The sequence below is a fragment of the Vibrio nigripulchritudo genome (assembly GCF_027924785.1).
GTDB lineage: Bacteria > Pseudomonadota > Gammaproteobacteria > Enterobacterales > Vibrionaceae > Vibrio > Vibrio nigripulchritudo.
On sequence record NZ_AP027049.1, the window covers coordinates 1305738 to 1320350 of the forward strand.

Annotated in this window: 10 protein-coding genes and 2 pseudogenes; 5 read left to right on the top strand and 7 right to left on the bottom strand. The window is 44.2% G+C overall.

Annotated features, from left to right (window positions below; all coding sequences use genetic code 11):
* Nucleotides 1-178: 178 nt before the first annotated feature.
* On the top strand, nt 179-2461 hold the full coding sequence (metE, locus tag QMG91_RS06215; RefSeq protein ID WP_281829651.1) for a 5-methyltetrahydropteroyltriglutamate--homocysteine S-methyltransferase: 2283 nt from the start codon (nt 179-181) through the stop codon (nt 2459-2461).
* Between the two features lie 86 nt (nt 2462-2547).
* On the opposite strand, the gene QMG91_RS06220 is transcribed toward metE, so the two are convergent.
* Complete coding sequence (locus tag QMG91_RS06220) at nt 2548-2991, bottom strand: META domain-containing protein (RefSeq protein ID WP_038124943.1); 444 nt, start codon at nt 2989-2991, stop codon at nt 2548-2550.
* 238 nt (nt 2992-3229) lie between these two features.
* Here QMG91_RS06220 and QMG91_RS06225 point away from each other — a divergent pair, with 238 nt between their 5' ends.
* Entirely contained in the window at nt 3230-3481 is a 252-nt protein-coding gene (locus tag QMG91_RS06225) for a DUF1289 domain-containing protein (RefSeq protein WP_038195377.1), read from the top strand.
* 382 nt (nt 3482-3863) lie between these two features.
* Entirely contained in the window at nt 3864-5345 is a 1482-nt protein-coding gene (locus QMG91_RS06230; protein WP_004402336.1) for a chitinase, read from the top strand.
* Nucleotides 5346-5483: 138 nt separating this feature from the next.
* Here the strand turns inward: QMG91_RS06230 and rplY are convergent, their stop codons facing one another.
* The gene (gene rplY, locus QMG91_RS06235; RefSeq protein WP_004402335.1) at nt 5484-5762 is read right to left on the bottom strand and encodes a 50S ribosomal protein L25; all 279 of its coding nucleotides are present in this window, start codon (nt 5760-5762) and stop codon (nt 5484-5486) included.
* Nucleotides 5763-6047: 285 nt separating this feature from the next.
* Here rplY and QMG91_RS06240 point away from each other — a divergent pair, with 285 nt between their 5' ends.
* Nucleotides 6048-6773, top strand: a complete 726-nt coding sequence (locus tag QMG91_RS06240) for a glycosyltransferase family 2 protein (RefSeq protein ID WP_004402334.1) — start codon at nt 6048-6050, stop codon at nt 6771-6773.
* Complete coding sequence (locus QMG91_RS06245; RefSeq protein ID WP_281829657.1) at nt 6773-8062, top strand: LssY C-terminal domain-containing protein; 1290 nt, start codon at nt 6773-6775, stop codon at nt 8060-8062. Before QMG91_RS06240 ends, QMG91_RS06245 begins: the two co-directional genes overlap by 1 nt.
* A gap of 40 nt (nt 8063-8102) precedes the next feature.
* On the opposite strand, the gene QMG91_RS06250 is transcribed toward QMG91_RS06245, so the two are convergent.
* From QMG91_RS06250 to QMG91_RS06270, 5 genes and pseudogenes are all read right to left on the bottom strand, one after another.
* Nucleotides 8103-10328, bottom strand: a complete 2226-nt coding sequence (locus QMG91_RS06250) for a GlyGly-CTERM sorting domain-containing protein (protein WP_409351260.1) — start codon at nt 10326-10328, stop codon at nt 8103-8105.
* A 186-nt stretch (nt 10329-10514) separates the two neighbouring features.
* Nucleotides 10515-11534: pseudogene (locus QMG91_RS06255) on the bottom strand (M4 family metallopeptidase); the annotation flags it as partial.
* 273 nt (nt 11535-11807) lie between these two features.
* A pseudogene (locus QMG91_RS06260) lies at nt 11808-12182 on the bottom strand (hypothetical protein); the annotation flags it as partial.
* Nucleotides 12183-12607: 425 nt separating this feature from the next.
* Nucleotides 12608-13957, bottom strand: a complete 1350-nt coding sequence (locus QMG91_RS06265; RefSeq protein ID WP_281829659.1) for an ATP-binding protein — start codon at nt 13955-13957, stop codon at nt 12608-12610.
* Nucleotides 13947-14606, bottom strand: coding sequence for a response regulator transcription factor (locus tag QMG91_RS06270; RefSeq protein WP_281829662.1), 660 nt, complete (start codon nt 14604-14606; stop codon nt 13947-13949). Before QMG91_RS06270 ends, QMG91_RS06265 begins: the two co-directional genes overlap by 11 nt.
* Nucleotides 14607-14613 lie beyond the last annotated feature (7 nt).

The following is a 14613-nucleotide window of genomic DNA, read 5'->3' on the forward strand; positions in this document are numbered from 1 at the left end:
TTACTCATAAAAATACGAGTTTTTCTGAGTTATGTAAACGTCTAGACGTCTAAATCTGATTCAAACATGAAAAAAAATAATAAACAAGTTGAATAAATGGAATTTGCTCAACTAAGTGTTTCGAGAGATATTTTAGCCATCCAGACTTCTTAAAGTTTATGTATAAGGAATAACAACTATGGCTATTACAAAGACTCATATCCTCGGCTACCCACGTGTTGGTAAAAAACGAGAACTAAAATTTGCACAGGAAAAGTACTGGCGAGGTGAGATTTCTCAGGAAGAACTGAAAGAAGTCGGTAGTGAATTAAGACAACGTCATTGGAACGATCAGTCAAACAGTGGGCTAAGCTATGTAACAGCGGGTGACTTTGCTTGGTATGATCATGTGCTGACCACTAGCCTGCTATTGGGTCATGTGCCTGAACGTCACAACAAAGGTTTTCCCGATCTGGATACGTTATTCCGTGTAGGTCGTGGTCAGTCTCAGTCGAGTTGTGGATGCGGTGCAGCGGCATCAGACATGACAAAGTGGTTCAATACAAACTACCACTACATTGTGCCTGAATTCAGCAGTAACGATTCATTTGAATTGAGCTGGCCTCAGCTTTTCGAAGAAGTGAACGAAGCGCTTCAAGCGGGACATGATGTGAAACCAGTGCTCCTTGGCCCTGTTAGTTACCTATACCTGGGTAAAGAAGTGGAAGAAGGGTTTGACCGCCTTACTCTTCTTCCACGTCTTCTTACTGCTTATCAGGCAATTTTGGCTAAGCTGTCTAAACTTGGCGTCGAATGGGTGCAGATAGATGAACCTATTCTCGGGCTGGAGCTGGACAAAGCTTGGTTGGACTCCTTCAAACTGGCTTATCAGGTCATTCAAAGCGATGTAAAACTGCTTCTGACAACCTACTTCGACTCGGTAGACGAACACTTAGACTATGTCACTGCACTGCCTGTTAATGGTCTTCATGTGGATCTTTCTGCGGCTCCAGAACAGTTGGAAACGATTGTAAACAAACTGCCTGAAGGGTGGGTTTTGTCGGCGGGTGTCGTCAATGGTCGCAACGTCTGGCGTGCTGATGTAAACGCATGGCTAGAGAAGCTAAAACCAGTGAAAGAGAAGCTGGGTGAAAACTTATGGATTGGTTCGTCCTGTTCACTGCTTCACAGCCCAATCGATTTGGAATTAGAAACTGAGCTTTCAGAAGAAGTGAAGAGCTGGTTTGCTTTTGCAAAACAAAAGCTGGATGAAGTCAGCCTTCTGGGTGCAGCGCTAAATGGCGACAAAGAAGCGATTTCAGAGTGCGAAGAGTACAGTAAACCTATTGTGGCGCGTAAAACAGCGACACATGTGAACAAGCCTGCGGTCAAAGCGCGAGTGAACTCAATTACAGCTTCGCTTGCAGAGCGTAGTGCGCCGTACGAAGAGCGGGCTCACCACCAAGATGAAGTATTGGGCTTACCTTTGTTACCAACAACAACCATTGGTTCTTTCCCGCAAACCAGCGAAATTCGTACAATTCGTAGTGCCTTCCGTACTGGTAAGCTATCGGAGTCGGATTACAACGTAGCACTGAAAGGTCATATCCAAGATGCGGTAGAGCGTCAGGAAGCGCTGGATCTGGACGTGTTGGTTCACGGTGAAGCAGAGCGTAACGACATGGTTGAATACTTTGCTGAACATTTGGCTGGTTTCCAAACGACCAAATTTGGCTGGGTTCAGAGCTACGGTTCTCGATGTGTGAAGCCAGCTGTTGTGGTTGCCGATATTGAGCGAGAAGAACCTATGACAGTAGGTTGGTCAACGTATGCGCAGTCTCTGACTTCAAGGCAGATGAAAGGCATGCTTACAGGACCAGTGACCATTCTTTGCTGGACGTTCCCACGTGAAGACATCACTCGTAAGGAAATTGCACAACAACTGGCATTTGCGCTTCGTGATGAAGTGAGTGATCTCCAAGACGCAGGTATCAACATCATTCAAATCGATGAGCCAGCGATTCGAGAAGGTCTGCCTCTTAAGAAACGCGATCATGAAGAGTACTTAAACTGGGCGGTTGATGCGTTTAAAATCTCAGCGGCGAGTGCGAAACCAGAAACTCAGATTCACACTCACATGTGTTATAGCGAGTTCAATGAAATCATTGAGTCTGTCGCAGCGTTGGATGCCGACGTGATCACCATCGAAACATCTCGTTCGAATATGGAGTTACTGAAAGCGTTTGAAGAATTCAACTACCCGAATGAAATTGGTCCGGGTGTTTACGACATTCACTCGCCAAACATTCCGTCGGAAGAGTGGATTGTCAGTTTGCTAGAAAAAGCCGCAGCTAAGATCCCAGCTAAACGTTTGTGGGTGAACCCAGACTGCGGACTGAAAACCCGAAACTGGGCAGAAACCGAAGCATCTCTGAAAAATATGGTATCAGCAGCCAAAACACTACGCGCACAATGGCAGTAATATTTGAATACAGCGTGTAATTTAAAAGCCCCGACTTTTTGAGTCGGGGCTTTAACGGTATTTAGATCTTTAATATCAATAAGGAATCAGTTTACCCAGTCACGAAGTTTGAAGGTCACCTGGTGATCATTACCTACTAAAACAAGTGTGTCTTTGGTTAGCGTTATGTCACTCCAGTCATTCAGCGTGCTAGAGATAACTTGCTCTGTATTCATCATATCGTCCGGGCACATCATCATGGTCATTCCCATATCCACAACACGGAACTTACCGTCTTTTAATTCACCCTGACCAAAGTAACCGTTACAGCCAGCAAAGCCATTTACTGTCATGTTTTCACCCACTTCAATGCTTGGGTGTTTGCCGTGTTCAGGTTTCACGTATTCCTTTCCATCGACCTGAGCCAGAATCCAGTGATGATGTTGTAAATCTTCATTGGTAACCACTGTTGCATCTCCATTGCTGGTACAAGCTGCCAAAAGAACAGGTAAAGCGATAAGAGCGAGTTGCTTTTTCATTCTAAGCTCCAAGAAATGTTTGTTTAACCGATGCAGTATAAACAACAAGTGAGCCAACTTGTCAGTACGAAGTCATAAAATCTGAATAAAACGAATGAGATAATCAGCATTAATAGAACAGGCGAATAGGTTCATATTCTCAATCTGGTTAAGCAGTCAGAAATAGTCGATTCTGGCTAAGTATGCTGTATTGTTAGTAAAGTGTTATGCTTAATCTATAACCGCTTTACCGTATCTAACAGGAGGGAGAATGGAACAGCTCGAATTTTTTTCCGTGCCCAGTCCTTGTGTGCGGGTGTGTACCACAGATGAACGTGGATATTGCCACGGGTGCATGCGCAACCGTCAAGAGCGCTTTGAATGGTTAACCATGACCCCGGCACAGCAACTTCATGTTATTAAACTGTGTCGACAACGTTATCGTCGGAAAATGTTGAAGCAGAGGAAGGAAGAACTTCAGTCAGAAGCAGAAGAAAATAGCCCCCAGCAAGATCTGTTTTAAATAGCCTTTCCCTTTATATAGCTGACCTCGCGCCAATTTTTTACAGTACGACAAGCCCTCAAATAAGCACTTCTCTACCGATTTTAATCCAGAAAAAAAGCAATTCTAGTTGCTAGGAACATACGTTTTCTAGCAGTCACTCGCAAATACTTCATAAATAACATTTACCTGTAGAAAATTGTTCTTCTTAGCACAGTAATACTAGTTGCATTAACTATAGTTTCTGCGATTGGATTTCTCAGAACAGTTTTATCTGCTGGGTTGCAGGTTGTTCTGGCGATCTTGTCACTTGATTCTGTTTCTTGCTGGTTGGAGCGAGAACAGATGTTTTTACAGATGCGAGATTTAAGCATCTGATTTACAAGAACAAGGAATTGATGAAATGTTGAAGAGAACACTTATATCAACGTTAATTGGCTGCACAATGGCAACCAGTGCGTTTGCTATGAATGTACAACCAGATCCTCAGAATCCAAATGGGTACATTGTATCCAGAGCGGATTTGCAGGCTGCGGAGCAAGCTAAAACAGCGGATCCTATGTACGCAATCTGGGCAAAGGCATTGGAAACTCGACCAAATACAGTGGTTGAAGCCATTGACGAAGGGTTAGCAAGCAACCCTGCCAACGTTAAACGTGTGGAAAAAGTTTTCCCAAGAGCTGAGTGGGATTTCCTCACTCAAATGGCGGCACCAGAATACAGCTACACCAAATTCTTGCGTGCAATCGGTAAGTTCCCAGCGTTCTGTGGCGATTACACGGATGGTCGTGATGCAGACGCGATCTGTAAGAAATCTATCATCACAGCCTTTGCACACTTCGCCCAGGAAACGGGCGGACATATCGCAAAAGACAATATTTGGGATAACCCGCTAGCTCTTGAAGAGTGGCAACAAGCTCTAGTTCACGTACGTGAAATGGGTTGGTCTGAAGGTCAACCTGGGTACACGACAGGTTGTGGTCAGAACGACTGGCAAAACCGTCGCTGGCCTTGTGCGCCTAACCAGGGGTACTTCGGTCGTGGTGCTAAACAATTGTCTTACCACTTCAACTATGGTCCATTCTCTGAAGTGATGTACGACGGCGACGCTACCGTACTTTTGAACAACCCAGCATTAGTTGCTGATACCTGGCTAAATCTGGCGTCTGCAATCTGGTTCTACCTAACACCACAAGCACCTAAGCCAGCAATGCTGCATGTTATTGACCGCACCTGGAAGCCTTCTCAACGCGAAATTGACGCAGGTATTGGCTATGGATTCGGTACCACAATCAACATCATCAATGGCGGTATTGAGTGTGGCGAACAGAACAAAAACAAAGGTCAGCCAGTTAACCGAATCAAATACTGGGAAGGGCTTGCTGCTCACTACAACATCCCTGTTGAAGCGGACGAGAAAAATACTTGTTGGCAGCAAACACCGTACGGCAGTCTGAACCTGAATGGTGCAACTGATGTACTTTACACTAATTGGGAAGCGGATTTCTCATACCACGCTGACCGCCCAGAAGGCGTATCTTACGAGTGTAAGCTGGTAGGCTACCAAACGGCATACTCTGCATTGGTTCCAGGTGATTACGAGAAGTGTGTGACTAACTTCTACCTATCTCATCAAACTTGGCCTGAGGTGAGAGTAGTAGACAAATTAGATCCGGTTCCAACACCTGATCCAGGTCCTGGTCCGGGTCCAAACCCAGATCCCAACGGCTTCATCGTTTGGGAAGCAGGTAAAACAGATGTCGGTGCTGGCGCAAAAGTGACTCACAACGGCAAATGCTTTGTTGCGAAAAATGACCCAGGCGTTTGGGAAACACCAACTCAAACTAACTGGTTCTGGGAAGAAGTTGCTTGCCCGGCAAAATAAGATAAACCTATAAAAAGGTGAAACCCCAGTTGTTGGTAGCAACTGGGGTTTCTAATTTTTAGAGCTTTCGGTTGGTAAGTCCGAGAGTCTTATATATGCAAAAGGTAGGATCTATCCAATTAATTCCCTGGTAAGGAATTAGATGCGGATGAAGTCCATGTGCTCAACTTTTGGCTTGAACGCGTGACGTTGTACGTCTTGCGGCTTAACCTTAACTTCTGCACCGTCAATCACTAGAGTGATTGTCTCGTAGAACTCAGGCTTGTCCATTTGGTTGATAACATCGTCGTGGTTTAGAGCGATAGAAACAGGTGCTGCTTCACCACCGTAAACGATTGCTGGGAATTGACCAGCGTGACGTAGGCGGCGGCTCGCACCCTTACCTTGTTCAGTACGTACTACTGCTTCGAATTTCATATTATTTACTCTCAAATAGTAAAATTAAAACTTCACCATCAACATAGCGACCTAGTTGATGATGCTTTGCTCAGTTGTCAAAACAATGACAACGAACAGCGAGCGCGGATACTAACATTCTCCCCATTCTTGAGCAAGATAATTCATTCATAAACAAGGTACTTCAGAGAATCATTGATTTCACGTTTACAGAACAATGAACTGAATGTGAACTTTACTATCACAAATAGTTAATGACAGCCTTGTTAATTTCACTCTGCAATCTAAAAGACAGAGGGAAATCTTATGAAACCAATCAGCGTTATTGTCATTACATTGAATGAAGAAAAACGAATTTCAAACTTACTAAAAGATCTAAGTGCACAAACTTATCGCAATTTTGAAGTGGTGGTCGTTGACTCAAACAGTGACGACGCGACTTTGGAAATCGCCGAGACATTCAAAGACTCTTTGCCGGCTCTGAAGACTCACAATATGGGGGAGCGTGGCGTCAGTTTGGGACGAAATACCGGAGCATCGCTGGCAACTCACAATCGCTTGTTGTTTTTAGATGCCGATGTTCGCCTGAGACCTTCATTCCTGCAAAATGCGATGGAGAAACTGGAAGAGACCAAGCTTGAAGTCGCAGGTGTCTACATGGGCTCCAAAGGTTTACCAGTGGCACACAAAGCAGGATACGCATTATTTAATGCTGGATTATTCACCACACAGTTTTTCTTTCCAACCGCAGTCGGTGCTTGCATCTTCTCCACCAAGCGCGCCCACGACGATCTGAAAGGCTTCGACGAGGAGATCACCTTATGCGAAGACTGTGACTACGTAAAACGCGCTAGCCAGACCTGGCGTTTTCGATTCTTACCAATGACATTCGAATTCGATCCCCGCCGACTGGATCAAGATGGCTTTGTTTCGACAGGGGCGCTGTATCTGAAAGCGAATCTTCGCCGTTTCTTCTTCGGAGAGATGCGAAATCAGGAAATGGAATACAAATTCGGACATTACACTAGCTAATGGATATTTTAATGCTGTTCGGTGGCGCATTCTTGGATGCGCTGATCGGACCAAACCTAATTGTCATGGGGGAGCCCTTTCTTCTCGCCGCTGGCTATTTGTTACAGCAGGGCACTACATTAGGGGTTATAGCTGTAATTGCAGGTGCAATCGTCGGCGATCATCTTAGCTTTGGATTGGGAAGGTATTGGGGGAACCCTATTCAGAAAAAACTTATCAGAAAATTCCCTAAATTACGGAGGGTGTTCGCCCGTGCCCGGATTCTTATGAGAAAGAGGGGAGTGTGGGTTATCACTCTTGCCCGTTTACTAGGACCAATATCTTGGGTCGTTCCTTTTATCGCAGGCAGCCACGGTTACAAGTGGAGAAAGTTCGCCATCTACGACTCAATTGGCATCTTACTTGGCGTTGGTCAATTTGTTGCTTGGGGCTATCTGATTGCAGCAGGGCTAGAGACATTCAACTGGCTGAACGATGCTAAAGTATTTGTGGTTGAACATAAGGTATTGCTTGGATTCTTATTCGTTTTCAGTGTGCTTGGGATATATTGGCTTAAAAACGCTGGATTGAAGAAAACCGCAATTCGTATGGCTTTCGTTGGCGTGATAGGCATGTTGTCGATTAACTATCATCATTTCTTCATTCAAAACTTGCCAGCGAAGTCCGCTCAGGTATCGACATACGATCAAAAAAACTGGTTGGGTAAGAATTTTCAGGCATTTCCTGGGCTTTCTAAAGTCTACAGTGCTCAGGCAGTGAACTTAATTTACGTTGGCGAATCCCCCAATGATCTCATGAAAGAACTTGGTTGGATTGAGAATCAAACATTCAGCCGAGACAAATTCCGCCTAACAGAATATGTTGATTTGTTGAAGAATCAAACACCTCCCATGTCCGATTTGTATTGGAATAATGAACCTCAGTGGTTTGCATACCAACAAAAAGGAGATTTGCTCAATCGGAGCCATGTCCGTTGGTGGTATGCAGGGCATTCATCACAGGCAGGACAACCGGTTTGGGTAGGAGCGATAAGCTATGACGCAGGTCTAAAAGTCTCTCACTACAAAGGCATCGTAACCGTACTTCATAAAGTTGATCCCAATGTTGATGAAGAGCGAGACCGGCTTGGTGATGCTATCGCAACCAGCCAGCCGTGGGAATCTACGCCATTAAAAGTCGCTGATCCAAGTATTCTCAATGACCAGCAAGATTATTACTCAGACGGTTATGCTCTTGTCATCCAGCCTAGAACCATACAATTTAATACCGCCAGTCTCATAACCCGTTAAAGTAAAAAGCCCTTGGATACTTCCAAGGGCTGAATCATATCTAAATTTGTTTCTTTCTTCGTACCATCGCTAGTGTTAACAAGCCAAGCAACCAGAAGACAGAAGAAGAACCACCACTAGATCCACTACCTTCATTTTCATTTTTTTGAGTAGGTGCAGGGTCAGTACCATCAGGCAAGCCGTCTTTATCAGTATCCGGGTCAAGTGGATTGGAGTTTGCTTCCAATACCTCTTTACCGTCTGAAAGCCCGTCTCCATCAGAGTCGGAATTTAACGGGTCAGTCTTTGTCTGGTACTCTCTAAGATTACTTAGTGAATCGCCGTCTGAATCTTTTGCTGCGTCTGTTGGGTCCGTTGGATCAAGTTTATGTGTATGCTCCCAGTCATCGGGCAGGGTATCGCCATCTGAGTCTCGAGAATTTGGATCGGTTTTGATGTTGAATTCTTGCAATGCTGTTAAGTTGTCGCCGTCTTGGTCTAAGTTCGAATCGTTAACGTTAGGATCAAGGTTGTGAGATACTTCCCATCCATCAGACATTCCATCTTCATCGCTGTCAGCATTCATTGGGTGCGTCTGGGTTAAATATTCCTGGATGTTTGTTAAACCATCCAAGTCAGAGTCCAGCTCTTTATCTAATACATTATTTGGATCCAGCCCGTGATTAAATTCCCAAGCATCTGGTAGCGTGTCGCTGTCACTATCGCTAGAACGAGGGTTACTGCTTGAAACTTTAACCTCGGTATGGTCTGAAAGGCTATCTCCGTCACTATCGCTCAAATCTGGAAGAGTATTGGCATCATGCTCTTCGAGATTGGTGAGCTTATCTCCATCATTATCCAAAGATGCGTCTGAAGCATTGTTTATATCTAGACCATAACGATTTTCCCATGAATCAGCCATGCCATCATTGTCAGTGTCTTTGGCCGCGAATCTAACGTTATCGATCCATGCCATGTCTTTGCCATTCGAGATGGAATAGTCCTTATGGTATTTGAATTGTACTTGACGTAAACCTTCAGAAATTGTTATTTCAAAAGTGCCTGAATTGTAACCAGAGATCTGTTCTATAACATTTCCATCGATAATCACTGACAAGAAGTCGTATGAAGGCTCTGAGTCAATAAAATAATCTAAAGAAAGTGTTCCCTCAGCAAAATACTCTTCAAATTGAATACCTGCTGACTGACCATCAATTATGCTTTCTGACGAGATGCTTTTTATACCATCAGTAGTGTTTTCATCTGAGATACCCCAACCTTTATCGACACTATCAGGTTGTGTCCAATTAGCGGGAACTCCAGTTTCAAACGACTGATGTAAGGTAAAGATGAAATTAGGATAAGACTCTGCATTGTCAGGATTTGTTCCCATTCGGAACTCTTCTGTATTCGTAAAACCGTCAGAGTCTTTGTCTAAGTGCGCATCACTTGAATCAAGTGGATCTAGGTTGTTTTGGGATTCCCATCCATCTGGCAATCCGTCAGAGTCGGAGTCAGAATTGTTCGGGTTAGTACCAGAAACCATTTCGTCCATATCAGACAAGCCATCGCTATCTGTATCTGTATTTTGAGGATTGGTTTGGTTTATATATTCCTCGAGATTACTGATTCCGTCTCCGTCGAGGTCTGTCGAGGCGTCTTCCGGATTGGTTGGATCCAAACCGTTCGCGGTTTCCCATCTGTCGTTCATACCATCATTATCTGCATCTGCTGTAGTGACAGTAAAATTATCGATCCAAGCTGAGTCTAAGCCTTCATTGACGCTACCATCTTTTTCGTAGCTGAAAACTATTTCATTGAATCCACGGGTTAATTGTGTTTCAAATCTACCTGAGTCTTCTCCGGATACTTTTAAAACTTCGATTGAGTTGAGAGTAACTATAAAGAAGTCATAACTTGATTCTGACGAAACTTTATAGTCGAATGCTAATACTCCCCCCTCGAAATTATTGACATACTTAGTCTGAGCTATACGTGAATGGGTGATTGTCTCTGCCTTGAGGCTGTGTAATCCATCGGTACTGTAGTCTGACGATATTTTCCAAGGTCCATTTGAACTTGATGGAATTGTCCAGCTAATCGGTAAACCTGATTCAAACGAAGCTGAGTAATTTGAAACAAATTCAGGAGTGGAATCAGCATTCTTTGGGTCCGAACCAAGCTTATATTCGATATTGTTGACATAGCCATCTTCGTCACTATCAATATCTGAATCAGAAGAGTCTAGTGGATTCAAAGAGTAAGTCACTTCCCACCCGTCAGGCATTGTATCCAGATCTGAATCATTTTTGGTTGGATCCGTACCGTGTGTATTAACCTCTTCGCCGTCAAAAAGTTGATCACTATCTGTGTCTGAAACGTTCGGATTTGTCTTATTAGAAAATTCAGCCAAGTTGTTAAGCTGATCTCCATCGCCATCCAGCAAGGCATCGCTGGCGTCGTTTACATTAAGACCATACTGAGCTTCCCAAGCATCTGGAAGTCCATCGTTATCAGTGTCAACTGGGATATTTGAGCATGTCACACCAACCTGGTCAAAGGCGTAAAGCACGTCCTGCCAGTTGTAACCTCTGTCCTTGGCTGCCAATATGACGCCACACGCTCCGTCATCATAGGTTGAGCTTGCGGTCCAATAAAAACGGTTGGCGTCTACGTAGCTGGTAAATGCTTTTTGTATGTCCCATCCAGCAGTGTTGGAGAGCAAATAGAAGGCGCGGTTGAAGACACCACTGCTGTAGTGAACACCCAAGCCATCATAGTAATTATCAGCATGCCCTATGGAACTGCCGTCTCTGGTTGGGTCCTCAAAATACCTTAGGGCTGCCCCAGGCGTTTTAAAGATGCTTTCTCCCACCAGCCAGTCGTTCGTTCCAGTCATAAAGTATTCAGCAGCCTCACCAGCTACATCAGAAAATGACTCGTTGATACCACCTGATTGATTAGAGTAAATCAAACCACTGTTTTGCTCGGTAAAACCGTGGGAAACTTCGTGAGCAACAACATCTAAGCTAACCAGAGGGTAGAAACGGTTAGCTCCATCTCCAAAAGTCATTCTGCGACCATCCCAGAATGCATTTTCATAGTTATTGCCGTAGTGAACGCGCATTTCAAGCTTTTGACTCAAAGGAGATAGCTGGAACCAATCTCTGTATAAGTCGAAGACGACTCCGCCAAAGTAATGCGCGTCGTTTAGAGGAGAATAAGCGCCGTTTATTTCTTTGTCGTTATTTGTGTCACAGGTGAACGAATGGACAGAGCCTCCATACTGAGAGTGCTCCATATTGATGGTTGAAACTTTTTCATTCTCTAGAGTACACGTACTGCCATTTTGAGTTACGTCCAGGTACCCATAATCAGTACCAAATTCATAACGTCCTGTTTTGAGGTTACCACCTGGTCCACGACCCTGAGCGTGTGCCATAGAGTTCCAGTGTTTGACCACTTTTCCCGAACTGTCTACTATCGCATTAAATCGAATGGGGGTGCCGACATGACCATAAGGTGTAGCAATAAAGCTGACGTGCTTAGCTTCAATAGCATCGCCTTGAATTTGGATAACAACCGGATTCACATCTTCTCTATCGAATGACCAGAGATTTCCTTTTGCATAAAAGCTATTGAAGTGGGTTTTGGCTATGTCTTTTGCAGAATCAGTACTCAGGTTTCGGTACAACATGCCAGATTGAATGTCCTGACCAGCTCCGACCAATATCTGCCCGCCAAGCCAATAGACGCCATTATCGTCGATATGGACAGTTATTTGTTTTCCATAGACTGGTTTGTTATTAACCGTCTGAACAAAGCGCTGATGTAATTTACCGGACGACGAGTGTTTGCTTTTTAATAAAACGAAGTCTTCATTTACTGAAAGTTTATAAATACTTTTTAGCTGGTTAATGACATCGTCGCTGGAGTACAAAGTCTGGGAAGAAGCTGTACTCAATCCCGAGGAATTACGGGTAATTTCACTGTTCAGTTCATTAATATTAAGTGAAACAACTTCTGCGGAAAAAGCCGGATTTTGGTATGCAGACAGTGTTAAGGTCACTGCAAGAGCAATCTTAGATCGTTGCGGAATCACTGACGAAGACTCCACAACGTTTCGAAGTTTTTGTGACATGAAATTTCCTTTTCATGCAAATCAAAATTTGCACCTAGCCAAATTATATAATTGAGTTTCGATCCAGATACTCAGCAAATGAAACAGCCTATAAGGTCGTGTGTTAAAACGATGTAGTGCTGCGAAATAGTAAAGGCTTGTTATATTTATATCATTCGAAGAGAAGCTAAAATATCTAATGCGACTAAGCAACTAGATGACCTAAGTTGCGTGATCAAAATTGTAAGAATCAGTATTTGGAATGGAAATCCCAACTTTTGATTGATTAAAAGTATCAGCCATTGCTTGCAAAGACCCATTCTTATCTAGTCAACTTTATGTTTTTCAATATGTTAAGAAAAATAGGGGGATTTAGTTACTTCAATAGGCTGACTACTTTGGCGCGTATGGCAAAAATCAAACAATGCAGTTAAGGGCACCGTTTACTAACGTTTGTTTTGGCTATTACATAGATTAATAATCAGCTTGGCTTTGGTACCACCTGAAGAGTTATCTTCAAGAACAAGTTCCCCTCGGTAGCTGTGCGCCATTTCTTTCACAATATTAAGACCAAGACCTGACCCCGGTGTTTCCTCATCTAGCCTTACTCCACGCTTTAAAACGTGCTCTTTCATTTCGTTAGGAATACCAGGACCATCATCTTCAACTACCAAAGCGACTTGTTTGTCAGAGATGGTTTCGCTAAAGACTCGGATTTGTGAGTTTGCCCACTTGTAGCCATTTTCTAGCAAATTGCCGAGCATTTCGTCCATGTCTGTCGATTCAACCGCGACTTTTAGGTCAGCCTCAAGTTCATTGATAAGCAGGATATCTCTGTCTGCAAACACTTTATCAAACGCGATAGATATGGCATCGACTTGTTCGCTTGGTTGACAGCTAACCGCGAGAATGTGCATAGATCCTGCCATGCGAGCCCGACCTAAGTGGTAATCAATTTGTTGCTGCAGGTTTTGTACCGACGGTTCCAGTTTGGCGCGCGTTTCTGGATCAAGCAGTGCCGCTTCATTTTTAAGAACGGAAATTGGGGTTTTCAGCGCATGGGAAAGGTTTCCTGCGTGGTTTCTCGCTCGCTGCAATAGCTCTTGATAATGGAAGAGCAGGGCGTTCAGGTCTGAGGTGAGAGGCTGAATTTCCTTAGGGTAATGGTTTTCAAGAGCGCTTTGCTCACCAGAACGGAGCTTATGGAGCTCCTTCTGCATTTTCCCAAGAGGTCTGAGCGACCACGAAACCTGCAGTCCAATTAACACCAGAATACCAACAAACAGCATAGTAAGTACCAACCATACCTGACCCATCAATGCGTGTAACGTGTCTTCAAGTGGCTGTTCGTCTAGTCCGACGGTGATAGTGATTGGAGAAGAAAAGTCGGGAAGATATATATTTCTCTGAATATAAATAAGCTTTTCACCGTTAGCTCCTCTCGCCCCTTTAAAGCGCTTAAACGTAATAAGCTGATCCCAAAGAGATCGTGAGCGCATGACTTGACTCTCAGTCGCCGCCATCCAATACAACCCACTGTAAGGGCGGTTAAATCTGGGGTCCGATAACCGAAATGGCATCACCATTCTGCCGTGACCATCCACATCAATATTTGCGGTGAGTTCATCCAAAGACAAACTCAATTGTTGGCGAATGTCTTCTCTCAGGTAATCTTTGATTAAGTTTGGGATCAAAAGACCAGCAGCGAATATCATCAGACCAAGCCAGATTACCGCAGCGGATAGCAAGCGGTTTCTCAGGCTTAGGCTGCGAATAAAGGAGGGCTTAATTAGCATTCAGTTGATATCCAAGACCTCGAACAGTCTTGATGACGTCAGGAGCAATTTTTTTGCGAATACGTCCGATAAAGACTTCGATCGTGTTTGAATCTCGATCAAAATCTTGTTTGTAGATATGCTCAACGAGCTCAGTGCGAGAGATAACTTTGTCCGCGTTGTGCATGAAATACGCGACGACTTTGTATTCAAGAGCAGTCAGGCTGACGACTTGCCCTTGCCACAGAACCTTCGATGTTCTCGTATCTAAGCTAAGGTCACCGACCTGCATAACAGGAGATGCGTTGCCGGAGGCTCTGCGCAATTGAGCGCGAATTCGGGCAATGAGCTCGACCATTTCGAAAGGTTTAGTGAGGTAGTCGTCTGCGCCAGCGTTTAACCCTTCCACACGTTGGGAAAGTGTATCTCGTGCACTCAGAATAATCACGGGAGTATTGATGTTCTCATCGCGAATGCCTTTTAACACTGTCAGACCGTCAAGCTTCGGCAGACCAAGATCCAAAACGATCATGTCCCACTCTTCAGAAGTAGCACGATAAAGAGCATCAATGCCCTCCACCGAAAGTTCAGGAACCCATTCAGCCTGTTCTAAAGTTTCAATGATTTGCTCGCCCAGGCGAGGCTCGTCTTCCACAACTAATACTTTCATGTGTTCT